A 23,206-nucleotide genomic window follows, 5' to 3' on the forward strand; every position below is an offset into this window, starting at 1 on the left:
TCGCGTCCTTCAGCCGCGCAGGCGGGCGTATTGGCCGCGTACTTTTTCGAGGGTTTCGCGGAATTGGGCGACACGCTGCTTTTCCTGGTCGACGACGGCAGCCGGCGCGCGAGCCACGAAATTCTCGTTGGACAGCTTGCTTTCGGCCTTCGTGATTTCGCCTTCCAGGCGCGCGATTTCCTTTTCCAGGCGCGCTTTTTCAGCGGCCACGTCGATTTCCACGTGCAGCATCAGGCGGGCGTCGCCCACCACCTGGACCGGGGCACCAAGGTCGGGCAGGGCAGAGACGATCTCCACGCCGCTCAGCTTGGCGAGCGAAGCCAGGTAGGGGCGCTGGATTTCCAGTGTGGCAGCATCGCCTTCCGCCAGCAGCGGCACACGCTGCGCGGGCGACAGGTTCATTTCGCCTCGCAGGGCGCGTACGGCTTCGATACGGGCCTTGAGTGCTTCGATGGCGGCTTCGGCCTCGGCGTCCTGCAGGCTGGCGTCGGCCAGCGGGTGAGCCTGGATGCTGATGCTGGTTTCCTCGCCTTCGGCGCGCACGCCGGCGGCGACGGAAACGCGTTGCCACAGCTCTTCGGTGATGAAGGGCATGATGGGGTGGGTGATGCGCAGCAGGCTGTCGAGCACATGCAACAGGGTGTCGCGGGTGGCCTGGGCCTGCTCCGGCGTGCCTTGCTGGATCTGGACTTTCGAGAGCTCCAGATACCAGTCGCAGTACTCATTCCAGGCGAACTGGTAGATGGCGTTGGCAATATTGTCGAAGCGATAGCCGGCATAGCCTTTTTCGACTTCGGCGGCCAGGGTTTGCAGGCGGCTCAGGATCCAGCGGTCGGCAATGCTGAGTGCGGCGCGATTCGCGGGCGCCCCGGCCTGCGCGACCTGATGGCCTTCGGTCTGCATCAGTACGAAGCGCGTGGCGTTCCACAGCTTGTTGCAGAAGTTGCGGTAGCCTTCGCAGCGTTTCAGATCGAAGTTGATATTGCGGCCCAGCGTGGCATAGGCGGCCATGGTGAAGCGCAGCGCATCGGCACCGTAGGCGGGAATGCCGTCAGGGAACTGCTTGCGCGTTTTCTTTTCGATGTCGCCGGCCTGCTTGGGGTTCATCAGGCCGAAGGTGCGTTTCTTGACCAGGCCTTCAAGGTCGATGCCGTCGATCAGGTCGACCGGGTCCAGGGTGTTGCCTTTGGACTTGCTCATCTTCTGACCGTCCGCGTCGCGGATCAGGCCGTGGACATAGACATCATTGAAAGGCACCTTGCCGGTCAGGTGGGTGCTCATGATGACCATGCGCGCCACCCAGAAGAAAATGATGTCGAAGCCGGTGACCAGCACGCTGGAGGGCAGGTAGCGTTGGATGTCTGGCGTGTCTTCGGGCCAGCCGAAGGCAGTGAAGGGCACCAGGGCGGAAGAGAACCAGGTGTCCAGAACGTCCTGGTCGCGCTTCAGCTCACCTTGCACGCCGGCGGCGCGAGCCTGGGCGTAGGCTTCCTCTTCGCTGTGCGCCACGAACAACTGGCCATCTTCGGCGTACCAGGCGGGAATCTGGTGGCCCCACCACAGTTGCCGGGAAATGCACCAGTCCTGGATGTTTTCCAGCCACTGGTAATAGGTGTTGGTCCAGTTGTCCTGGAAGAATTTGATATCGCCGTTGCGCACCACATCCAGTGCGACTTCGGTAATGCTCTTGCCTTCGTGGCTGGAGCCTGCGCCGGCAGGCTTGCTCATGGCGACAAACCACTGGTCGGTCAGCATGGGTTCCAGGACCACACCGGTACGGTCGCCCTTGGGCTGCATCATCTTGTGGCTGTCGATACGAACCAGCAGACCCTCGGTTTCCAGCGCCTTGACGATGGCATCGCGGGCGTCGTAGCGATCCATGTCGCGGAAAGCCGCAGGTGCGTTGTCGTTGATGCGGGCGTCGGGGGTGAGGATGGAAATCAGCGGCAGGCCGTGGCGTTGGGCGCAGGCGTAGTCGTTGAAGTCATGCGCGCCGGTGATCTTCACGCAGCCGGTGCCGAACTCGCGATCGACGAAATCGTCCGCGATGATGGGAATCTGGCGCCCGGTCAGCGGCAGGTTCAGCATTTTGCCGACCAGATGGCGGTAGCGCTCGTCTTCCGGGTGGACGGCCACCGCGTTGTCGCCCAGCATGGTTTCCGGGCGCGTCGTGGCGACGGTCAGGCCGGTCAATGTCACGCTGTTGCCCTCTTTGTCAGTGATGGTTTGCGGGCCATCGGCAAAGGGGTAGAGAATGTGCCACAGGTGGCCATCGGTTTCCTCGGAAACCACTTCCAGGTCGGAAACTGCAGTCAGCAGCTTGGGATCCCAGTTCACCAGGCGTTTGCCGCGGTAGATCAGGCCTTCGCGATACAGACGCACAAAGGTTTCCAGTACGCCCTTGGACATCTGCTCGTCCATGGTGAAATACTCGCGCTCCCAATCGGCCGAGGCACCCAGGCGGCGCACCTGATTGGTAATGGTCGTACCGGACTGGTGCTTCCATTCCCACACTTTTTCCAGGAATTTTTCGCGGCCCAGGTCATGACGTGACACTTTCTGGGCGTCGAGCTGGCGTTCCACGACGATCTGCGTCGCAATGCCGGCGTGATCGGTGCCGGGGATGAAGGCGGTGTCATAGCCGCGCATGCGATGGTAGCGCACCAGGCCATCCATGATGGTCTGGTTGAAGGCGTGCCCCATGTGCAGCGTGCCCGTTACGTTGGGCGGCGGGAAGTGGATCACGTAAGGTTTGCCGGTCGCTTGCGGTCCGTGGACGTGCTGGCCGGAACGGAAGAGATCCAGGCGGCTCCAGGTGTCATACCAGCGGGCTTCGATGTCAGCGGGTTCGAAGCTCTTGGGCAGTTCGTTTTGGGAAGCAGTGTCGGGAGTGGAAGAATCGGTCATACCAGTTTCAGCGTTGCGCCTTGTCGTGCGGCGCGATAAGGAAGGTGTCTGTGCCGGCGCCGGATCGTTGCGGGCCGGCGTCGGCCAGAAAACAGTGTGTTCGTGCGGTGGCTCGGCATTCCGGGCGGCCCTGGACGATATCGTGTTAGATGATAACGGTTGGGGCGGCTGCCCGTCTTGGGGGCGGTGTCCGCCGACACCGTCAGGCCCAGGGGAACCCATTTATGCCCTTGCAATCTAACATTTTAAGGTGTATCCCGCCATGGCTGCATGTTAGAATGCCGGGTTGCTGTAAAAAGCCCGGAATATCTATGCCTGCCGTGTTGCTGCCTGGATGGCCGAGGTCTTCGGCGCCAGTTCTGGCGTTTGCAGCAGCAGACGGCCGCCCTGGCCAGGAGTCCGGGGTTCGGGCGCGCTGTTGATTCCCTTTCCGATTTTTCAATACGCCTTCCCCCTGGAGTATCCTGATGGCTATCGAACGCACCCTGTCGATTATCAAGCCCGACGCAGTGGCCAAGAATGTGATCGGCCAGATCATTGCCCGCTTTGAACAAGCTGGTCTGAAGATCGTGGCTGGCCGCCTGGCCCAACTGTCGCGCGCCGACGCCGAGCGTTTCTACGCAGTGCACAAAGAGCGTCCTTTCTTCAAGGATCTGGTTGATTTCATGATCTCCGGTCCCGTGTTCGTGCAAGTTCTGGAAGGCGAAGGCGCCATCCTGAAGAACCGTGAACTGATGGGTGCAACCGATCCCAAGAAGGCAGAAGCCGGCACCATCCGCGCCGATTTCGCCGAAAGCATCGACGCCAACGCCGTGCACGGTTCCGACGCACCGGAAACCGCTGCCGTCGAAGTGGCTTTCTTCTTCCCCGAAATCAACATTCACAGCCGTTGATTTCAATGGCTCGCTGGCGCCGGTGCAGTACCCGACGCCTGCGGGCGCAGACCGGCACGAGGCGAACATGATTACCAGCCCAGGCACTAGCCGCATTCCATCCGAAACGCCGGAAGTTTCCGGCGCGCAACGTCCGCAGGCCAGCGGCCAGGCGGAGCGCGTTGCGCAGTCCGCGGCTGGCGCGCAGGCAGTGGACGCCGGGCGGGTCAATTTGCTGGGCTTGCAGCCCCGGGACCTGACTGCTCAGGTCGAGCAGTGGGGGGGTAAGCCGTTTCGTGCCAAGCAACTGCTGCGCTGGGTACACCAGCGCGGCGTTGGCGAATTTTCCGCCATGAGCGATCTGGCGAAGGATTTCCGCCAACAGCTCGACGCCCGTTGCGATATCGCAGCGCCTGGCGTCGTGACAGAACAACGTTCCTCCGACGGCACCCGCAAGTGGTTGTTCGATGTGGGCAACAATAATGCCGTCGAGACAGTCTTCATCCCCGAAGATGACCGGGGCACCCTGTGCATTTCGAGCCAGGCCGGCTGTACGGTGGCCTGTCCGTTCTGTTCCACGGGGTATCAGGGTTTCAATCGCAATCTTTCCACTGCGGAAATCATCGGTCAGCTCTGGCATGTGCGCCGCGTGCTGGATGCCGATCGCGGCACGGCCCGCCTGGGCGAGGGCGCAGCAGAAATAGATCCCACCCGCGTGGTCAGCAATGTCGTCATGATGGGCATGGGCGAACCCTTGCTCAACTACGATCAGGTGGTCGGCGCCTTGCGGCTCATGCTTGATGACAATGCCTATGGCCTGTCGCGGCGCCGCGTGACGGTCTCGACCTCCGGCGTGGTGCCGATGATGGACCGGCTGTCGCAGGATTGCCCGGTGGCGCTGGCGGTCTCCCTGCATGCGCCCAACGATGCGCTGCGCGATCGCCTGGTGCCCCTGAACAAGAAATATCCGCTGGCGGAATTGCTGGACGCGTGCAATCGCTATCTGGAGTTTGCGCCACGCGATTTCGTGACCTTCGAGTATGTCATGCTCGATGGCGTCAACGATACCGACGATAATGCGCGTGAGCTGATACGGGTGGCGCGCCAGGTGAAGTGCAAGCTGAATCTGATTCCTTTCAATCCTTTCCCGCAATCGGGCCTGAAGCGTTCTTCGGCTGCGCGGGTGAAGGCATTCGCCCAGCGCCTGATGGACGCTGGCGTCATTGTGACCGTGCGCAAGACGCGCGGCGACGATATCGACGCCGCCTGCGGTCAGCTGGCAGGGGATGTGAAAGACCGTACCCGCCTGAAGGAGCGCCGTGTGCGCCAGGGCGACATCGCCATTCCCATCGTGGAGATGCGTGCATGAGTGCCGCAGTCCTGGACGAACTCGCCGGTATGCCGGGCGCTGTATTGCGGCGTGCGCGCGAGGCGCAAGGGCTGTCTCTGGAAGAAGTGTCGGCGCATATCCGTTTTTCCGTTGCGCAGTTGCGGGCGCTGGAGTCCGGGCAGTGGAATGCGCTGCCCAAGGGGCTGCCGCTGCGTGGTATGGTCAAGGCTTATGCGCGCCAGGTAGGCTTGCGTGAGCACGAACTGCTCAATGGCCTGGCGCCTGGCGAGCGGCCGGGCGTAGGGCTGGCAAGAGCGTTTTCGGCGGCCGATCCCCTGGTGGCCGATCCTGCCCGCCGTGGCGGTTCGACGCTGCTTTGGCTACTGGCGCTGGTTGTCGTGGCGCTGGCGGCAGCATTGCTGGCCTACTGGCAGGGCTGGCTGGTTTTTGAATGAGTTGGCGCTGGATGCAGCGAGAAACAATGCAAACAGACGAAACGTCCCTGATGTCCGAGCATCCCTATCCCATGGGGCCGGGCGTGCGCCGTGCGACACGTCAGGTCAGGGTGTCCTGGCTCGGCCATGAAGTCCTGGTCGGTGGCGGCGCGCCGGTCGTGGTGCAATCCATGACCAATACCGACACCGCCAATCCCATAGAAACGGCCATCCAGGTCAAGGCGCTGGCGCAGGCCGGTTCCGAAATGGTGCGGATTACCGTCAATACGCCGGATGCCGCCAAGGAAGTGCCCGCGATCCGCGAACAGCTCGACCGCATGGGCGTCAATGTGCCGCTGGTGGGCGACTTCCATTACAACGGTCACAAGTTGCTGACCCAGTATCCTGAGTGCGCCCAGGCGTTGTCCAAGTACCGCATCAATCCCGGAAACATGGGTGGTGGTAAAAAGCGCGATGACAACTTCGTGCAGATGATCGAGGTCGCCTGCAAGTACGACAAGCCCGTACGCATCGGTGTGAACTGGGGTAGCCTGGACCATGAACTCATGGCCCGCATGATGGACGAGAACAACCGCCGCGCCACGCCCTGGGAAGCCCAGGCGGTCATGCGTGATGCGCTGGTGATCTCCGCCATCAGCAATGCCAGGCGCGCAGAAGAAATCGGCCTGCCGGGCAACCGCATCATTCTTTCCTGCAAGGTCAGTCATGTGCAGGACCTGATCGCCGTATACCGCGACCTGTCGGCGCGTTGCGACTATCCGCTGCACCTGGGGCTGACCGAAGCCGGCATGGGCAGCAAGGGGATCGTCGCTTCAACGGCGGCGCTGTCCGTGCTGTTGCAGGAAGGCATAGGCGATACCATCCGGATTTCGCTTACGCCTGAACCGGGTGGCGATCGGGCCCGTGAGGTCATCGTGGCCCAGGAAATATTGCAGAGCATGGGCCTGCGTGCCTTCACGCCCATGGTTGTGGCTTGCCCGGGTTGCGGCCGCACCAGCAGTACCTTCTTCCAGGAACTGGCTGACAGCATCCAGAGTTATCTGCGCAACCAGATGCCCATCTGGCGCGCCCGCTATCCCGGCGTGGAAACCATGAACGTCGCGGTCATGGGCTGTGTGGTGAATGGCCCGGGCGAAAGCCGCCATGCAGATATCGGCATCAGCTTGCCAGGCACCGGCGAAGTGCCGTCGGCCCCGGTATTCGTGGACGGCGAACGTACGGTGACGCTCAAGGGCGATACGATTGCCGAGGAATTCCAGGCGATCGTCGAGGATTATGTCGAGCGCCGCTACGGCCTGGCCGCCACGTCTTCCGAAAACAAGTAAACTGGCCGCCGTATTCCGGTATTCCAGCCTGCGGGCTGGGCGGAATGCGTGAAACCTCTAGAAAAACGATATGACCCAGGCATTTCAGAAAGTCTCCGCAATACGCGGCATGAATGATTTGCTTCCGGACGCAAGCGGGCGCTGGGAAGCTTTGGAAGAGATAGTCAGGCATTGGTTGCATGCCTATGGTTACCGCAATATGCGCACGCCGATCTTGGAGCAGACGCGGTTGTTCACGCGCGGCATCGGTGAAGTGACCGATATCGTCGAGAAGGAAATGTATACCTTCACCGACGGCCTGAATGGCGACTCCCTGACACTGCGCCCCGAAATGACGGCTGGCGTCGTGCGGGCGGCGATCGAGCACAACCTGCTGTATGACCGTCCGCAGCGAGTCTATTCGCTGGGGCCGGTATTTCGCCATGAGCGGCCGCAGCGCGGCCGCTATCGCCAGTTCCATCAGATCGACGTCGAGGCCCTGGGCTTTGCCGGCCCGGATGTCGATGCCGAACTGATCGTCATGCTGGCACGGCTGTGGAAAATCCTGGGCCTGCAGGGCATGCGCCTGGAACTGAATTCGTTGGGAGCGCCGGCGGAGCGCGCTGCGCACCGTGATGCGCTGATCAAGCACCTGGAGCAGCACAAGGACATTCTCGACGAAGATGGCTTGCGTCGCATGTACACCAACCCGTTGCGGGTGCTCGATACCAAGAATCCGGCCATGCAGGAAATGGCCAATGCGGCGCCCAAACTGTTTGATTTCCTGGGTGAGGAATCCCGCGCCCATTTCGACGGTGTGGTGGCCCGCCTGGAAGACGCAGGCATTGCCTATACCTTGAACCCGCGCATGGTGCGGGGCCTGGATTATTACAACGGTACGGTATTCGAATGGATTACCGACCAGCTTGGCGCCCAGGGCACGGTGTGCGGCGGTGGCCGTTATGATGGCCTGATCAGCCTGTTGGGCGGCAAGCCCACGCCAGCCATCGGCTTTGCCATCGGCATGGAACGCCTGCTCGATCTGTGGGGGCAGGGCGGGCTGGCGCCCCAGCCCGAGTGCGACATCTATGTCGTGCACCAGGGAGACGAGGCGCAACGGTCCGCAGCACGCATCGCGGAAACTTTACGTGATGCCGGGCTGTCTGTGATTGTGCATGCTGGTGCTGCGGGCTTTAAAGCGCAGTTCAAGCGTGCGGATGCCAGCGGCGCTCGCGCTGCCGTTATCCTGGGTGAAGAAGAGGTTTCGGGCCGCGTCGCCAGCGTCAAATGGTTGCGTGCCGACGAACAGGGCAATACGGCGCCGCAGCAGCAGGTGGCTTGGGAACAATTGTCGCAATATCTGGTAAGCAAGGCTTAAAGGCATCATGGCATACGATCTGGACGAACAGGAACAAATTGACTCGCTCAAGGCTTGGTGGTCGCGCTATGGCGTGATGGTGCTGGCGGTGGTCTTCATCGCTGCCGCCGCCTTCGCCGGTTTCCGTGGCTGGCAGTGGTATCAGCACAGCAAGGTCACCCAGGCCATGGGCTATTTCGAAGCCCTGGAGCTGGCCGTCCAGAACCCCGGCCCGGATTCGGCGGCGCGCATTGCCGCCGCCAGCGAAAGCCTGCGTACCGAATTCGCCGGCACGGGCTATGCTGCACGCGGCAGTCTGGTTGCTGCCGATGGCCTGGTTGCGCTGCAGGACCAGGATGGTGCGCGCCGCGAGCTGGAGTGGGTCATCAACAGCAGCGGTGACAAGGCGCTGGCGCCGGTCGCCCGCCTGCGTCTGGCCGGCTTGCTGCTGGACCAGGCCAAGTATGACGAGGCGCTGGCCCAGCTGGCCAATCCGCCCGAGGCCTTTGTCGCCATGTTCGAGGATCGCCGCGGCGATATCCTGTTCGCGCAAGGCAAGGTTGAAGAAGCGGGCAAGGCCTGGAACCAGGCTCGTGCAGGTCTGAAGGAAGATGATCCGCTGATCGGTTATCTGAAACTGAAAATTGACGCCTTGTCCGGAGGGCAATCCTGATGCTGCCGCGTAAATTCCGTCGTCTGCCCTTCGCTGCCGCGCTGGCTGCCAGCCTGCTGCTTGGCGCCTGCGCTTCTTCCGATGACCGCTATGAACCTGCCAAGCTGACGTCCTACACGCCGGGCGCCACGATCTCCACTGTCTGGAGCGTGGATATCGGTAGCGGCGGCGGCAGCGGCTTCGTGCCCGCCGTCAGCGGCGATGCCGTGTATGCGGCCACGCCTGGCGGCACTGTTTCCAAGGTGGATCTCTCTTCCGGCCGTGTGATCTGGAGCAACCGGGTGGCGCGCAAGCTGTCTGCCGGGGTGGGCACCGACGGCAATCTCGTGGTGGTCGTGACGCCTGCGGGCGAGATCATCGCGCTGGATGGCGACGGCCAGGAAAAGTGGCGTGCCAAGGCCACCAGCGAAGTTCTGATTCCACCTGTCGTTGATGACGGCTATGTCGTGGTGCGCAGTGGCGACTACCGTATCCAGGCTTTCAATGCAGACACCGGTGCGCGCCTGTGGAGCGTGCAGCGTCCGGGCCCTGCGCTGGCGCTGCGGGCCCCCACCCAGATGATTCTGGTGGACGGGTTGCTGATCACCGGCATGCCGGGCGGCAAGATGCTGGTCATCAATGTGGCGACCGGCAACGTCCAGTGGGAAGGGACCGTGGCGACGCCCAAGGGCGCGACCGACCTGGAACGCGTGACCGACGTTGTCGGCCAGCCGCAGGTGGTTGGCGCCTTGCTCTGCGCGGCCGCCTACCAGGGCCGCGTGCTGTGCTTCGATGTGTCGCAGGGCGGCCGCATCGTCTGGAGCAAGGATTTCTCCAGTTCCTCGGGTATTTCCGTGGATGACCGCCTGCTGTTCGCCAGCAGCCAGAACAGCGAAGTGTTCGGCTTCATGCTCGAAGACGGCACGACCCTGTGGCACCAGGATGCCCTGCGCAACCGCAGCCTGACTGCGCCGCAGGTGAAGGGTGGTGTCGTGGCGGTAGGCGACTACGATGGCTATGTGCATTTCCTCGACCGCGCCGATGGTCACCTGCTGGGCCGTGTCAGCCTGGGTGGCGGCGCGATTGTTTCTCCTTTGCAGGCCAGCTACGCCGGCGTGCTGGTGCAAACCGGCAATGGCAAGCTGTCTCTGCTTTCAGTGAATTGATATAACGTGTCGTTCAAACCTGTCGTAGCCCTGGTCGGGCGCCCCAATGTAGGCAAATCGACCCTTTTCAACCGTCTGACGCGCTCGCGCGCCGCGTTGGTGGCCGATTTTTCCGGGCTGACCCGTGATCGCCACTACGGCGAAGGCCGCGTCGGGGACATTCCGTTCCTGGTGGTGGATACTGGCGGTTTCGAGCCTGTTGCCAAGGATGGGATCCTGCGCGAAATGGCGCAGCAGACCCGCCAGGCGATCGCCGAGGCCGACGTGGTCGTGTTCCTGGTGGATGCGCGGGCAGGTTTGAATGCCCATGACCAGGATATCGCTCGCCTGCTGCGTACCTGCACCCAGCATATCGTGCTGGCAGTGAACAAGGCCGAAGGCATGTCGGAAAATGCTGCCATCGCCGAGTTTCATGAACTCGGCCTGGGGCAGCCGCACGCGATTTCCTCGGCTCATGGCGATGGGGTGGTCGATCTCATCACCCAGGCGCTCGAGCCCTTCCGCGACACTGCCGAAGAAGAAGCCCAGCAGGAAGCCGAGGCCCAGGCGGCGGAGGACGGCGAGGTGCTGGCACACCGCATCAAGCTGGCTATCGTCGGCCGCCCCAACGTGGGCAAGTCCACGCTGATCAATACGCTGCTGGGCGAAGACCGCGTCATCGCCTTCGACATGCCGGGCACTACCCGTGATGCCATCGAAATTGAATTTTCGCAGGGCGGCAAGGACTACACGCTGATAGACACCGCCGGACTGCGCAAGCGCGGCAAGGTCTTCGAAGCCATCGAAAAATTCTCCGTCATCAAGACCCTGCAGGCAATCGAAGCCAGCAATGTCGTGGTGCTGATGATAGATGGCCAGCAGGAAGTCTCGGAGCAGGATGCACACATCGCCGGTTTCGTCCTGGAAACAGGGCGGGCGCTGGTGGTTGCCATCAACAAGTGGGATAGCATGGACGAAGACCAGCGCGAGCGTATCCAGCGCGAGTTCGAACGCAAGCTGCGCTTCCTGGCCTTTGCCCGTATGCACACGATTTCGGCCTTGAAGGGGCAGGGCGTCAAAGCGTTGTTGAAGTCCGTCAATGCTGCACACGCAGCTGCCTTCGCCAAGCTGTCCACGCCCAAGCTGACGCGCGAATTGCACGCAGCAGTCGAGCAGCAGCAGCCGCCGCGCAAGGGTATTTTCCGGCCCAAGATGCGCTACGCCCACCAGGGCGGCCAGAATCCGCCGCTGATCGTGGTGCACGGAAGCGCACTGGACGCGATTCCGGATTCCTACCGGCGCTACCTGGAGGCCCGTTTCCGTACGGCCTTCGATCTGGCCGGCACGCCGTTGCGCATTGAGTTCAAGTCTTCCCACAATCCTTATGTCGAAGGCAAGCAATGAGTCGTTTCTGGAGCAGCAAGACGCGTGAACTGAAGCCCTATGTGCCGGGTGAACAGCCGCGTGAGCAGCGCCTCATCAAGCTCAATACCAATGAGTTGCCATACGGGCCGTCGCCCCGGGCGCTCGCCGCCATGCGCGACGCGTGTGACGACAGCCTGCGCCTGTATCCTGACCCCACCGGCCTGGCGTTGCGGCAATCCATTGCCCGGACCTATGGTCTGGATGTCAGCCAGGTGTTTGTCGGCAACGGATCGGACGAAGTGTTGGCCCATGCCTTTCAGGCGCTGCTGCAACAGTCGGCGCCGCTGCGCTTCCCCGATATCACCTACAGCTTCTATCCGGTCTATTGCGGCCTGTACGGCATTGAAAGCGTGCGGGTGCCTCTGACGCAGGACCTGCGCTTGCAGCCGGAGGACTACCAGGACAATGCCGGCCCCATCATTTTTGCCAATCCCAATGCGCCGACCGGCACGGCATTGCCGCTCTCCGAGGTAGAGGCGATCGTGGCAGCCAATCCGGACCACGTGATCGTCATAGACGAAGCCTACGTGGATTTCGGCGGCGAATCCGCTGTTCCGCTGATTGCTCGCTACGACAACCTGTTGGTCGTACACACGCTTTCCAAGTCGCGCGGCCTGGCCGGTCTGCGTGTCGGCTATGCGCTGGGGCATGCCGACCTGATCGAAGGTCTGGTGCGTGTAAAGGATAGTTTCAATTCTTATCCGCTGGATCGTCTCGCTTTGGCAGGCGCCCAGGCGGCCATTGAAGATACGGCTTACTTGGCCGAGTGCTGCGCCCGAGTGGCGCTGACGCGTGCGAACACGGTCGCCGCATTGCGCCAACTGGGCTTTGAAGTCCTGCCTTCCGCGGCGAATTTCATCTTCGCGCGCCATCCTGGCCGTCATGCGGCGGAGTTGGCGGGGGCCTTGCGGCAGCGCCACATCATCGTGCGTCATTTCCAGCAAGCTCGTATCGAACAATACCTGCGTATCTCGATCGGCACGGATGCTGAAATGGCTGCACTGTGTGACGCGCTCTCAGGCATACTGGCAGATCAAGGCGGTTGCTGATTGAAGGTGCTGGAAACATTCGGGAAAACCCTGTAGAGTGCTATGTTTAATCCACGCGTCTTCCTGCGCCGGCGCCTGCCGTCTCTGGAAGCACTGAGGCAGGCATCGCGGGCGCTTGTCTCACCCCTGGCCCATGGTGCCAACTGCCTGGGTCAACGCCACTAAAACCAATAACATCAAGGAGCCTGGCCAATGAGCAACAAAGGGCAAACACTGCAAGATCCGTTTCTGAACGCACTGCGCAAAGAGCACGTGCCGGTATCCATCTATCTCGTCAACGGCATCAAGCTGCAAGGCCAGATCGAATCCTTCGACCAGTATGTCGTGCTGTTGCGCAATACGGTTACGCAGATGGTCTACAAGCATGCCATCTCCACGGTCGTTCCGGCGCGTGCGGTCTCTTTCCAGGTCGCTGAACAGGGTGCTGCCTGATTACGGCCGGATATTCAATTTCATATAGGCCGGCAGCTGCTGCGCACATGTGTGGCGGCCGCACGGCTGACCGGCGGGCCAGCCGGAAAGGAGGCCGATGCGCGCATTGATCATCAGCGTGGACCTCGGGTCACCGGATCACATCGCTCACGCGGAAGAATTCAAAATGCTGGCCGAAGGGGCCGGCGCCGAGATCGTGGATGTCATCACGGTCAAGCGTCAGCGCCCGGATGCGGCCTATTTCATCGGTACCGGCAAATTGGAAGAGGCGGTCGCACTGTCCAAGGCGCACGAGGCCGAAGTCATCCTGTTCGATCAGCCGCTGTCGCCGGCACAGCAACGCAACCTGGAACGCCAGATCGGTCTGCGAGTGGTGGATCGGGTGGCCCTCATCCTCGATATCTTCGCGCTCAGGGCCCAGAGCCACGAAGGCAAGCTGCAGGTAGAGCTGGCCCAGTTGCAGCACTTGTCCACGCGCCTGACGCGGCTTTGGACTCACCTTGAACGCCAGCGTGGCGGGATAGGCATGCGCGGCCCGGGCGAATCGCAGCTGGAAATGGATCGTCGCATGATAGGCGACAAGGTCAAGGGCCTGCGCGAGCGCCTGGCCAAGGTAGAGCGGCAGCGCCGGACACAACGTCGTTCACGCAATCGTGGCGTACACATGTCGGTCTCGCTGGTCGGCTATACCAACGCCGGCAAGTCTACCTTGTTCAATGCCCTGACACGGGCCGGCGCTTATGCCGCCGACCAGTTGTTCGCAACCCTGGATACGACGACACGCCGCATCTGGATAGAAGGCGCCGGACAGGTAACGATTTCCGACACAGTGGGTTTCATCCGCGATCTTCCGCCTACACTAATTGCGGCTTTCCGCGCTACGCTCGAAGAAACCGTGCACGCGGATCTATTGCTGCACGTCGTGGATGCGTCCAGTCCGCAGCGCGACGAGCAAATACTGGAAGTCGAAAAGGTATTGCAGGATATTGGCGCAGGAGACATACCCCGTATCCAGGTCTATAACAAAATCGACCTCGCAGGCCTGGCCCCGCGTGTCGATTATGATGTGCATGGTACGATTGCGCGAGTATTTGTCAGCGCCGCAGAGCGCATCGGTCTGGACGCGTTGCGCGGGGCAATAGCGCAGGCCGCCATTAATGCAGGGAACAATGTCAGCACTTTCCAAACTGTTCAATCTGAATGATCCCGGCTGGGGCCGGAACAACAAGCCAGGCGACAAACGGCCGGGGCGCAATCAGGATGGTCCGCCAGATCTCGACGAGGTCTGGAAGGATTTCAACCAGCGTCTGGGCGGCATGTTCGGCCGCAAGCGTTCCGGTGGTGGCCAGGGGGGCGGCAACGGCTCGGCCGGTGGCCCGTCTTCGCGCGGCTTCCGGGTCGGCGCAGGTGTTGTCGCACTGGTGGCGGCCGGCCTGTGGGCGGCCAGCGGCTTCTATATCGTGCAGGAAGGCCAGGTGGCCGTCGTGACGCAGTTCGGCAAGTACAAGTCGACCTCGCCTCCCGGCTTCCAGTGGCGCCTGCCGTATCCGTTCCAGAACCATGAACTGGTCAATGTTTCCCAGTTGCGTACCTTTGAGGTGGGCTTCCGGGGCAATGCGCGCAACAAGGTGCTGCAGGAATCCCTGATCCTGACGGACGACGAAAATATCGTCGACGTCCAGTTCGTGGTGCAGTACCGCCTGCGTGGCAACGGCGCGCCGGATTATCTCTTCAAGATGCGTGATCCGGACGAAGCCGTGCGCCAGGCGTCTGAAGCCGCCATGCGCGAGATCGTTGGCCGCAAGCCCATGGACTTCGTGCTCTACGAGGGCCGTACCGAAGTTGCCGGTGAAGTGCAGACGCTGATGCAGCAGATCCTGGACCGCTACCATACCGGTATCCAGGTCAGCACCGTGGCCATCCAGAACGTGCAGCCGCCGGAGCAGGTCCAGGCCGCGTTCGACGACGCCGTCAAGGCGGGCCAGGACCGCGAGCGCCAGATCAACGAAGGCCAGGCCTATGCCAACAAGGTCGTGCCGCTGGCCCGTGGTACGGCGTCGCGCATGATCGAACAGGCCGAGGGCTATCGGGCCAAGGTGACGGGCGATGCCGAGGGTGATGCCTCGCGCTTCCTCAGTATCCTGGACGAGTACCGCAAGGCGCCGGATGTCATGCGTGATCGCATGTACCTGGAAACGATGCAATCCATCTATGGCAATTCCAGCAAGGTGCTGGTTGATACCAAGGATGGCAGCAACATGATCTACCTGCCGCTCGACAAGCTGGTTTCGTCGGGTGCCGCCAACAAGGCGGACAACAACGCAGCCCAGGCGGGCGGCGCAGCGGTCCAGGCCCAGCAGGGCAGGGATGTTCCGGCAACCGGCTCGGCGCCCAGCGCGGGCAGTGCCTCTGGCTCAGGCCAGGGCGCACAGCCCTATTCGCTGACCCGCGACCGTCCCGTCCGCTAAGGAGCACCCAGTATCATGAAACGTTTCGCCGTTCCCTTTCTCATCGTCATCATGGCAGTCATCGCGCTGCTGTCGTCCTGCCTGTTCATCGTGCGCGAGCGCGATTACGCCATGGTATTCGCGCTGGGTGAAATCAAGCGCGTCATCAGCGAACCGGGCCTGTACTTCAAGCTGCCGCCGCCGTTCCAGAACGTGGTAACGCTGGACAAGCGCATTCTGACGATCGAAACCTCGGATTCCGAGCGTATCCAGACTTCTGAAAAGAAGAACCTGCTGCTGAGTTCCTACGTCAAGTGGAAGATTGCTGATCCTTTCCAGTACTACGTGACCTTCGGTGGCAACGAGCGTGCTGCCCAGGAACGCCTGCAGGCTCAGATTCGTGACGCCCTCAACGCTTCCGTGAACATCCGCACCGTCAAGGATGTGGTGTCCAAGGAACGTGACAAAATCATGGACGAAGTGCGTACCAACGTGGCGCGCCGCGCCGAGCCGCTGGGCGTGGAAATCATTGATGTGCGCCTGAAGCGCCTGGAGTTTGCTCCGGAAATTTCCGAATCGGTCTATCGCCGTATGGAAGCCGAGCGTACCCGTGCCGCCAATGAACTGCGCTCCATCGGTGCTGCCGAAAGCGAGAAGATCCGCGCCGAGGCTGACCGCACTCACGAGGAAATCGTGGCCAAGGCTTATGCGCAGGCTCAGGGCATCAAGGGCGAAGGTGATGCAGCTGCCTCCAGCATCTATGCTTCCGCGTATACCAAGGACCCGGATTTCTACCGTTTCTACAAGAGCCTGGATGGTTACCGCTCCGCCTTCTCCGGCCCGAACGATGTCATGGTGGTCGATCCTTCCTCGGATTTCTTCCGCTTCATGAAGGATTCCAAGGGCAAGTAAACCAGGGAGAGCGCCGGGGCCTCTTTGGAACCCGCTCCCTGTCCAGCAGAAAACGCGTGCTCAGGCACGCGTTTTTTTTGTCGCCGGGCCGCCCCAAGACAAAAATGCCCCCCTGGGGGGCAGCAAGCCGAAGGCGCAGCGTGGGGGTCTTTTTTGTCGCCGGGCCGCAAGGTGTTCATGCTCCAGTACCCCACCAACGCTGGCGAGCGCCGCAAGCCCGCCCTGGGGCAGTACGGGGAACTGACGGTCGATCAGGCACGAACGATGGCGCAGGAGTGGCTGGCCGAGGTGCGTAAAGGCGGTGACTCCAGCGCGGCCAAGAACGCCGCCCGCAAGGCACCGACCATGAAGGAGTTTTGATGGAAGGGCTTGGGTCGTCCAGCGCTTCTTGCCTCAGGAGGCCTGACCTGAACTGGGCACTTTGAGTTCGCGCAGTTCCTTGCTGAGCTCGGGGCTGGCCAAGTTCTCCAGCCGACGCAGCGCGCCCTGCACATACTCGGTCTCCAGCGCGGTTGCCCCGTACTTCTCGAACTTCTCTAGATATGCCCGCGACGCAGTCCACACCTGGTGGATGGCTTGCACCGCGTTTGTTCGTGAGGAATGAAACGCTGACCAGCGAGACAGGGCATTGTCCAAGCTGGCTTCGCGCCCCATCTCTCCCACCCCCAGGTGCAGATGCCGGGTGAACGCAGCGGTGTTCATGGGCAGCACGTCGTACAGAGGGCTTAGACGCCAACCCTTGGCTGCAACGTCGTACACAAAGGCGTGATTTCGCAGGTGGTCGTCGTTGTTGTTCACGATGATGTTGAACACCATCCGCGCGAACATCTCTTGGACGTCTGACTTGATGAAGCCCGGTGCCCCGTATTGACGAATCGCCTTGGCAATGTCCTCGTAGGAGCTGCGCTGGGCGTCGTATTCGTCAACACCCATCAAGGTCATGGCGGAGCACACCGCGATGCGCCCCTCTGTGCGCTTGATTCCGTTATGGGTGATGCCCGGGTCTGAGAGCCAGCTCTCTTGGCCTGCTGCCAGCAGTTCACCGGGCTCTGCCCAGAAACGGTCAAAGCGCCGGATGAACAGCACCTTTTGGTCGCCGATGGTCTTTACATAGACAGGTGGCACACGAAGCCCTGCTTCCCGGGCGAGGTCAAGGGTGCCCGCTTCAAGAACAGCGTTGCAGGCCTTGTCATCCTTAGAAGGGAACTTGGCCAGGTAGAGCACTCCGGTATCGTCGCGCACCGTCGCCTTTGGGCGTGCGCCGCCAGCCGAGCTCAAGCCGTTAAAATAGGGCAGCAGATGCTGCGGTACCGTCTCTTGGTTTTCGATAAGGGTTGCGATATCCAGCAGCCTTCCCAGCTCAATCACGCTGTGGGCATGGGTTGTGCCTTTAGAGTCAATGTCAACTCGCACATCGAGCGCGCCCACCCGGTCGCTTCCCGCTTCGAGCAGGTAGGCGACCTCAGGAAGCGTGCCGGTGCGCACACCCAGCATGTTTTCGATGACCCGCCGTCCCCAGGCGTCCGGCGCAGAGTCACGGATTCCTCCAAATTCTGTCAGGCCAGGCAACACAAAGCGCGTGGTGCCACCCCGCTCACCCGCTAAGGGGAGTGCTCGGGGGTCTACCTCTATCGCGTTTGGACGGCCCACGTACTTAGTGCCGTAGGTGAACGTTGGGCTAAGGTTTTCTCCAATGTTCTCAAGCCGTCCCGCGGGCACAAAGTTATTATGGGCGGGGTCAGGGGCACCCACCAGATGAGCGAAGACCGCAACCCGCGTTGGGGGCTTGAAGTATTTGTTGTGTTCAGAAGTCATAGTCACTCAATTTCTTCTCTTTGGCCACAGTTTTTGCGAGGCGCAGGCGTTCTGCTTCGGCCTCCTCACGAGTACGATTTTTAAGTGCATCGAACCTACCTGGGACCTCGCCTCGCTTGAGGCTGACGTGGCTGGTGTGAATATGAGTGGGGCCTGTGTTCCCCACCCGCGCAGGAATTACATGTTCGCGGAAATTCTTGACGGCGGGGATATCGTCAGTCAGCAATGCCAAAAGGCTGTATCCCGGCGCCAGCACCTCCAGGTACCTCAGAATCTGCGCCAGCGTGCGGCTCGCGTCCCCCGATTCGATGAGCACAGCGGTAGACCGAGATACACCCGCGCGCTCAGCCGCATGGGCCTGCGTCACGCCCAAGGCTTTGCGAAGCAGCGCCAGCTTGAGGCCGAGTTGGCGGGCCTCCTGAAGCCGTGCTTCCGTCATGCGGGTTGTTTCGTCATATTTCATCGGGGTACTCCTCCATGGCCGCAATTACAGTCATACGGACCCAATATGACTGATATTACAGACATTGTATGGGTTGGCGTAAAAACTGCACCGTCTAGGCTCATATTACCGAAATTATGTCCGTAATAACAGTCCTATCTATTATTAGGGAATGATATTACGGACATTTAACTTTGCTAAGAGCTGCCGTTCAGAGCGAAACGGCGTCTTTTGCGCGAATATCGTTCAGCGTAGCGCCACTGACTTGCTACTTGCGGCGGCAGACAGGGGGGGTACTTCGCGGCACGCTCAAATTCAGCTTTGCCATGTCTCTTGGCTTGCAAGAGGTCGGAGGCCTTCGCGACGACCACGCCGAGCGACAGCTCAATAGCTGCGACGTCATTCAGCGGGCGTTTTTCCTTGCCCAAGGCGCAGACCCAGATTTGAAGGAAAAAAACGGGTCTAACCCCGCTTCATTGGGCCGCGAGCCACGGAAATCTTGCAACCGCGAAGGCCCTAATTGCAGGAGGTGCCACGCCCAATGTCGCAAACTCGTATGGTCAAACCGCCGCAGTACTGGCACGAGCTCATCGAAAATGGGAAATTGCGCAATTTTTGAATGCTCTTTAACGGCTATCTTCTTTCACCGCCACAGTGCGACGTGGCTTGCTTTCTCAAGGCTCTCATGTGGCTCCCAGCCCACAACGCTGCATCCTCTGCAAGCGGCATGAAACAGAGCTAACCTATTGCCCCATATATGGTTTCAAGCCCCTCGTGCTTTCCACGGAAGGCTTGATATAGGCCCTTTTTTGTCGCCGGGCCGCCCCAAGACAAAAATGCCCCCTGAGGGGCCGCAAGCCAAAGGCGCAGCGCGGGGGGGCCTATTTGCCTGGCGGATCGTGTTTCCTGCTGAACAGGGAAGAGTGGCGGTGTTAATGCAGGAGATGTTGAGTTTGGCGAGGATGGGCTGATTTGAGAGCAGTCTGCGTCGGATGTGTGCAGGATGCTGACATTTCGAGAAAATTTCTCAAAAAATGTTTTTTGCGTTGCAGCATTCGCTTGGCAGGCTGGGTGATCGCCTCAGGCCGCGTCTTGCCGAGAGATTCCAAGGGGCAGAACGGAAGCCAGGCCGACTGCACTTTCCTTATCGGGTTATGGATGTTGCAGGTGCACATTTTTTTGTGTAACAAGCGTGTGACTGATGGGGGTAGAATGCTTTTTCAATTGTTGTCCATACGTTTTTTCCCGGCGCCGCGGGGGCCACACCAGGAGAAGAAAACTGTCCAAACAGCATGATGCAAGGTCCGTCGCGGTGCGGGCCTGTCGAGGTGGATACACTGAATTCCGTGTCCGGCAAGTGTTGCCGAAGGCGCCAGGGGGGCTGGCGTCATGAGGTTGTTGCTGCTGCTGATCCTGCCGTTCGTGGCGAGCCTGGTGGTTGCCAGGCTGCCGCGCGACGGCCGTAGCCGCGAGTCCTGGGCCGCAGGCCTGGTGGCCGCGGCCGGACTGTTGTTGACGCTGTCGCTGTATCCCAGTGTCACCGACGGCGGCGTGGTGCATTTCACGCTGGCGTGGGCGCCTACCCTGGGCCTGGACTTCTCGCTGCGCATGGATGGCCTGGCGTGGATGTTCGCGCTGATGGTCACCGGCATCGGTGTGCTGGTGACGATGTACGCGCGCTACTACATGTCGCCCCAGGACCCGGTACCACGCTTTTTTGCGTTCCTGCTGGTCTTCATGGGTGCCATGCTCGGGGTGGTGCTGTCAGGCAACCTGATCCAGCTCGCGCTGTTCTGGGAATTGACCAGCCTGGCGTCTTTCTTCCTGATTTCCTACTGGTACCACCGCAGTGATGCACGCCAGGGCGCGCGCATGGCGCTGACGGTGACTGCCACGGGTGGCCTGTGCCTGCTGGCCGGTGTGCTGTTGCTCGGTCATATTGTCGGCAGCTACGACCTGGATACGGTGCTGGCTTCCGGTGCACTCATCCGCCAGAGTCCGCTCTATCTGCCGGCGCTGATCCTCGTGGCATTGGGCGCCCTGACCAAAAGCGCGCAGTTCCCGTTCCACTTCTGGCTGCCCCATGCCATGTCGGCGCCGACCCCTGTGTCGGCCTATCTCCACTCGGCCACCATGGTGAAGGCCGGGGTATTCCTGCTGCTGCGCCTGTCTCCGGCGCTGGCCGGCACTGACGCCTGGTTCTGGTTGATCGGCGGCGCGGGGATGGTCACGCTGGTGCTGGGCGCCTATGCGGCCATTTTCCAGACCGACATGAAGGGCGTGCTGGCCTATTCCACCATCAGTCACTTGGGCTTGATCACCCTGATGCTGGGGATGGACAGCCCGCTGGCGACGGTCGCGGCGATTTTCCACATTTTGAACCATGCGACCTTCAAGGCGTCGCTGTTCATGGCGGTGGGGATCGTCGATCACGAAACCGGCACGCGCGACATCCGGCGCCTGAACGGCTTGCGGCATTGCATGCCGATTACCGCCACGCTCGCAACCGTGGCGGCCGCAGCCATGGCAGGGGTGCCGCTGCTCAACGGCTTCCTGTCCAAGGAAATGTTCTTCTCGGAGACCCTGTTCCTGGAGCGTGCCGGACTGTTTCATGTGGCCCTGCCGGTGGCTGCCACCGTTGCAGCGATGGGCAGCGTGATCTATTCGCTGCGTATGATTCACCAGGTTTTCTTCGGCCCGCTGGCCACGGACTTGCCGCGCACGCCGCACGAGGCGCCGCGCTGGATGCGCTTCCCGATCGAGATGCTGGTGCTGGCCTGCCTGATCGTAGGCATCGTGCCGGCCTGGGCGGTCGGCCCCATGCTGCAATCGGCCGCCATCTCGGTGCTGGGCGACCATCTGCCGGCATATAGCCTGGCGATCTGGCACGGGTTCAACATGCCGCTGATCATGAGCATCCTGGCGCTCGCAGGCGGCGTGGCCGTGTACGTTGTCATGAACCGCCACCTCAAGGTGGGCGAAATCGACGGTACGCCGCTGATCTACGGTTTCGATGGCAAGCGCACCTATGAACACCTCAAGGCGCGCTTCACCGACGGCGCGGCCTGGCTGCTGCGCTATGTCAGCACGGACCGCCTGCAGCAGCAGATTCTCTGCATCCTGCTGGTGGCCTTGCTTGCCGGCGTGACCCCCTTCATGAAGGGGGAGCGCGTCGGTGCCTTGCCGGGTTGGCATGAATTCGATCCGCTGTTCGCGCTGATGTGGCTATTCGGCGCGGCCTGCGCCGTGGGCGTGGCCTTCCAGGCCAAGTACCACCGCCTGGCAGCCCTGATCATGCTGAGCGGGACCGGCCTGGTGACGGTCATGACCTTCGCCTGGCTGTCTGCCCCCGACCTGGCCCTGACGCAGTTGGGCGTAGAGATCGTCACTACGGTATTGATCCTGCTGGGCCTGCGCTGGCTGCCCATGCGCGTCGAGCAGGCGGGGGAGACCCAGCCTAACCAGGTCAAGGAACTGTTGACCAGCCTGCGGCGCCTGCGTGATCTGGCGATCGCTGTCCTGGTGGGCCTGGGCATGGCCGGCCTGGCGTATATCGTCATGACGCACAACCAGGGCTACAACCTGTCGAATTTCTTCCTGCAGGCTGCCCGTCCGCTGGGCCACGGCAATAACGTCGTGAATGTGATCCTGGTCGACTTCCGCGGCTTCGATACGCTGGGTGAGATCACTGTGCTGTGCGCCGTGGCGCTGACGGTCTATGCCTTGCTGCGCCGCTTCCGCCCGGCGATGGAAAGCCTGGGGCGCACGCGCCAGCAGGTCGATCCCTACGCCTACGGCAATCTGGACGCTCGTGACGGTGATCTGCCGCTGGACTACCTGATGGTGCCGGCGGTGGTCGTGCGCCTGCTGCTGCCCATGGCCGGCATGGTGTCCATTTATCTGCTGCTGCGTGGTCACAACCTGCCGGGTGGCGGCTTTGTCGGCGGCCTGGTCATGGCGATGGCCATCCTGTTGCAGTACATGGTGGGGGGGACGGCCTGGGTCGAGTCGCGCATGCGCCTGCGGCCCCAGCACTGGATTGGCGGCGGCCTGCTGCTGGCCGCGCTGACCGGTGCGCTTTCGTGGCTGGCCGGCAGTCCCTACATGGATTCCATGTTGCTGGAATTTTCCTTGCCCTTGTTCGGCAAGATCGCGCTGGGCACGGTATTGCTGTTCGACATCGGCGTCTACATGCTGGTGGTCGGCTCGACCGTGTTGATGCTGGTGGCGCTGGCGCACCAATCGGCACGCAGCCAGCGGGCCCGCGCCGCCATGGCGGAGAATGCAGCCGAGGAGGGCGCTTGATATGGAATTGATAGTCGCGTTGGCAATCGGCGTACTGACAGGCGCCGGTGTCTGGCTGCTGCTGCGGCCCCGTACCTTCCAGACCATCATGGGGCTGTCGCTGCTGTCCTATGCGGTGAACCTGTTCATCTTCGGCACTGGCAGCCTCAGCGTGGGCAAGCCGCCTGTGCTGGATGGCGAAAAGGTCGCCGATATTTCCAATTATGCAGACCCGCTGCCGCAGGCGCTGGTCTTGACGGCGATCGTCATCGGCTTTGCGATGACGGCACTGTTCCTGGTCGTCCTGTTGGCGGCCCGGGGGCTGAGTGGCACCGATCACGTGGATGGCAAGGAGAGTGATTCGTGAGCGGTCTGGTG

At 61.6% G+C, this 23,206-nt stretch carries 18 protein-coding genes and 2 pseudogenes; 17 read left to right on the plus strand and 3 right to left on the minus strand.

All coding sequences use genetic code 11. From position 1 onward, the window contains the following. Positions 1-9: 9 nt before the first annotated feature. The gene (locus ACEW7X_RS06840; protein WP_420177790.1) at positions 10-2,907 is read right to left on the minus strand and encodes a valine--tRNA ligase; all 2,898 of its coding nucleotides are present in this window, start codon (positions 2,905-2,907) and stop codon (positions 10-12) included. A 467-nt stretch (positions 2,908-3,374) separates the two neighbouring features. Between ACEW7X_RS06840 and ndk the strand changes: the two genes are divergently transcribed. The 14 genes and pseudogenes from ndk to ACEW7X_RS06910 form a co-directional block, all read left to right on the plus strand. After that, entirely contained in the window at positions 3,375-3,800 is a 426-nt protein-coding gene (ndk, locus tag ACEW7X_RS06845; protein ID WP_068368458.1) for a nucleoside-diphosphate kinase, read from the plus strand. A 67-nt stretch (positions 3,801-3,867) separates the two neighbouring features. Next, positions 3,868-5,148 (plus strand): 23S rRNA (adenine(2503)-C(2))-methyltransferase RlmN, encoded by a 1,281-nt coding sequence (gene rlmN, locus ACEW7X_RS06850; protein WP_420177791.1) that lies wholly within the window; start codon positions 3,868-3,870, stop codon positions 5,146-5,148. Then, entirely contained in the window at positions 5,145-5,564 is a 420-nt protein-coding gene (locus ACEW7X_RS06855; protein ID WP_420177792.1) for a helix-turn-helix domain-containing protein, read from the plus strand. Before rlmN ends, ACEW7X_RS06855 begins: the two co-directional genes overlap by 4 nt. A 26-nt stretch (positions 5,565-5,590) precedes the next feature. Next, positions 5,591-6,889, plus strand: a complete 1,299-nt coding sequence (ispG, locus tag ACEW7X_RS06860; RefSeq protein WP_420177793.1) for a flavodoxin-dependent (E)-4-hydroxy-3-methylbut-2-enyl-diphosphate synthase — start codon at positions 5,591-5,593, stop codon at positions 6,887-6,889. 70 nt (positions 6,890-6,959) lie between these two features. Then, positions 6,960-8,246 carry a histidine--tRNA ligase gene (gene hisS, locus ACEW7X_RS06865; RefSeq protein ID WP_130486920.1) on the plus strand — a complete coding sequence of 429 codons (1,287 nt, stop codon included), beginning with the start codon at positions 6,960-6,962 and terminating at the stop codon, positions 8,244-8,246. Positions 8,247-8,253: 7 nt separating this feature from the next. Then, on the plus strand, positions 8,254-8,898 hold the full coding sequence (locus ACEW7X_RS06870) for a YfgM family protein (protein WP_127773699.1): 645 nt from the start codon (positions 8,254-8,256) through the stop codon (positions 8,896-8,898). Continuing rightward, positions 8,898-10,043: an outer membrane protein assembly factor BamB gene (gene bamB, locus ACEW7X_RS06875; RefSeq protein WP_068368445.1), complete on the plus strand. Its 1,146-nt coding sequence runs from the start codon at positions 8,898-8,900 to the stop codon at positions 10,041-10,043. The genes ACEW7X_RS06870 and bamB overlap by 1 nt, the downstream gene beginning before the upstream one ends. 6 nt (positions 10,044-10,049) lie before the next feature. Beyond that, positions 10,050-11,426, plus strand: coding sequence for a ribosome biogenesis GTPase Der (der, locus tag ACEW7X_RS06880; protein ID WP_420177794.1), 1,377 nt, complete (start codon positions 10,050-10,052; stop codon positions 11,424-11,426). Beyond that, the gene (gene hisC, locus ACEW7X_RS06885) at positions 11,423-12,496 is read left to right on the plus strand and encodes a histidinol-phosphate transaminase (RefSeq protein ID WP_420177795.1); all 1,074 of its coding nucleotides are present in this window, start codon (positions 11,423-11,425) and stop codon (positions 12,494-12,496) included. Before der ends, hisC begins: the two co-directional genes overlap by 4 nt. Positions 12,497-12,688: 192 nt before the next feature. Then, positions 12,689-12,928 (plus strand): RNA chaperone Hfq, encoded by a 240-nt coding sequence (hfq, locus tag ACEW7X_RS06890; protein ID WP_068368437.1) that lies wholly within the window; start codon positions 12,689-12,691, stop codon positions 12,926-12,928. Between the two features lie 97 nt (positions 12,929-13,025). Continuing rightward, on the plus strand, positions 13,026-14,132 hold the full coding sequence (hflX, locus tag ACEW7X_RS06895; protein WP_068368434.1) for a GTPase HflX: 1,107 nt from the start codon (positions 13,026-13,028) through the stop codon (positions 14,130-14,132). Beyond that, on the plus strand, positions 14,098-15,396 hold the full coding sequence (gene hflK / locus ACEW7X_RS06900) for an FtsH protease activity modulator HflK (RefSeq protein WP_339137321.1): 1,299 nt from the start codon (positions 14,098-14,100) through the stop codon (positions 15,394-15,396). The genes hflX and hflK overlap by 35 nt, the downstream gene beginning before the upstream one ends. A gap of 15 nt (positions 15,397-15,411) precedes the next feature. Beyond that, a complete protein-coding gene (hflC, locus tag ACEW7X_RS06905) occupies positions 15,412-16,287 on the plus strand; it encodes a protease modulator HflC (RefSeq protein ID WP_420177796.1) in 876 nt (291 codons plus the stop codon). Between the two features lie 162 nt (positions 16,288-16,449). Continuing rightward, positions 16,450-16,644: pseudogene (locus ACEW7X_RS06910) on the plus strand (Arm DNA-binding domain-containing protein); the annotation flags it as partial. 36 nt (positions 16,645-16,680) lie between these two features. On the opposite strand, the gene ACEW7X_RS06915 reads toward ACEW7X_RS06910, so the two are convergent. Both ACEW7X_RS06915 and ACEW7X_RS06920 read right to left on the minus strand, forming a co-directional pair. Beyond that, positions 16,681-18,102, minus strand: coding sequence for a type II toxin-antitoxin system HipA family toxin (locus ACEW7X_RS06915; protein WP_420177797.1), 1,422 nt, complete (start codon positions 18,100-18,102; stop codon positions 16,681-16,683). Then, positions 18,092-18,565: a helix-turn-helix domain-containing protein gene (locus tag ACEW7X_RS06920; RefSeq protein ID WP_253100585.1), complete on the minus strand. Its 474-nt coding sequence runs from the start codon at positions 18,563-18,565 to the stop codon at positions 18,092-18,094. Before ACEW7X_RS06920 ends, ACEW7X_RS06915 begins: the two co-directional genes overlap by 11 nt. A 477-nt stretch (positions 18,566-19,042) precedes the next feature. On the opposite strand from ACEW7X_RS06920, the pseudogene ACEW7X_RS06925 reads away from it, so the two are divergent. The 3 genes and pseudogenes from ACEW7X_RS06925 to ACEW7X_RS06935 form a co-directional block, all read left to right on the plus strand. Further along, a pseudogene (locus tag ACEW7X_RS06925) lies at positions 19,043-19,174 on the plus strand (hypothetical protein); the annotation flags it as partial. A 759-nt stretch (positions 19,175-19,933) separates the two neighbouring features. After that, a complete protein-coding gene (locus tag ACEW7X_RS06930; RefSeq protein ID WP_068368414.1) occupies positions 19,934-22,849 on the plus strand; it encodes a monovalent cation/H+ antiporter subunit A in 2,916 nt (971 codons plus the stop codon). Position 22,850: 1 nt separating this feature from the next. After that, on the plus strand, positions 22,851-23,195 hold the full coding sequence (locus tag ACEW7X_RS06935) for a Na+/H+ antiporter subunit C (protein ID WP_068368411.1): 345 nt from the start codon (positions 22,851-22,853) through the stop codon (positions 23,193-23,195). Positions 23,196-23,206: the final 11 nt, after the last annotated feature.

It is taken from the genome of Kerstersia gyiorum (assembly GCF_048595715.1).
GTDB classification, from domain to species: Bacteria; Pseudomonadota; Gammaproteobacteria; order Burkholderiales; family Burkholderiaceae_B; genus Kerstersia; species Kerstersia gyiorum.

Coding starts and splice junctions, on each gene's coding strand:
- ACEW7X_RS06840 (WP_420177790.1), bottom strand. CDS start 2,907: ATGACCGATTCTTCCACTCCCGACACTGCTTCCCAAAACGAACTGCCC.
- ndk (WP_068368458.1), top strand. CDS start 3,375: ATGGCTATCGAACGCACCCTGTCGATTATCAAGCCCGACGCAGTGGCC.
- rlmN (WP_420177791.1), top strand. CDS start 3,868: ATGATTACCAGCCCAGGCACTAGCCGCATTCCATCCGAAACGCCGGAA.
- ACEW7X_RS06855 (WP_420177792.1), top strand. CDS start 5,145: ATGAGTGCCGCAGTCCTGGACGAACTCGCCGGTATGCCGGGCGCTGTA.
- ispG (WP_420177793.1), top strand. CDS start 5,591: ATGCAAACAGACGAAACGTCCCTGATGTCCGAGCATCCCTATCCCATG.
- hisS (WP_130486920.1), top strand. CDS start 6,960: ATGACCCAGGCATTTCAGAAAGTCTCCGCAATACGCGGCATGAATGAT.
- ACEW7X_RS06870 (WP_127773699.1), top strand. CDS start 8,254: ATGGCATACGATCTGGACGAACAGGAACAAATTGACTCGCTCAAGGCT.
- bamB (WP_068368445.1), top strand. CDS start 8,898: ATGCTGCCGCGTAAATTCCGTCGTCTGCCCTTCGCTGCCGCGCTGGCT.
- hisC (WP_420177795.1), top strand. CDS start 11,423: ATGAGTCGTTTCTGGAGCAGCAAGACGCGTGAACTGAAGCCCTATGTG.
- hfq (WP_068368437.1), top strand. CDS start 12,689: ATGAGCAACAAAGGGCAAACACTGCAAGATCCGTTTCTGAACGCACTG.
- hflX (WP_068368434.1), top strand. CDS start 13,026: ATGCGCGCATTGATCATCAGCGTGGACCTCGGGTCACCGGATCACATC.
- hflK (WP_339137321.1), top strand. CDS start 14,098: ATGTCAGCACTTTCCAAACTGTTCAATCTGAATGATCCCGGCTGGGGC.
- hflC (WP_420177796.1), top strand. CDS start 15,412: ATGAAACGTTTCGCCGTTCCCTTTCTCATCGTCATCATGGCAGTCATC.
- ACEW7X_RS06915 (WP_420177797.1), bottom strand. CDS start 18,102: ATGACTTCTGAACACAACAAATACTTCAAGCCCCCAACGCGGGTTGCG.
- ACEW7X_RS06920 (WP_253100585.1), bottom strand. CDS start 18,565: ATGAAATATGACGAAACAACCCGCATGACGGAAGCACGGCTTCAGGAG.
- ACEW7X_RS06930 (WP_068368414.1), top strand. CDS start 19,934: ATGAGGTTGTTGCTGCTGCTGATCCTGCCGTTCGTGGCGAGCCTGGTG.
- ACEW7X_RS06935 (WP_068368411.1), top strand. CDS start 22,851: ATGGAATTGATAGTCGCGTTGGCAATCGGCGTACTGACAGGCGCCGGT.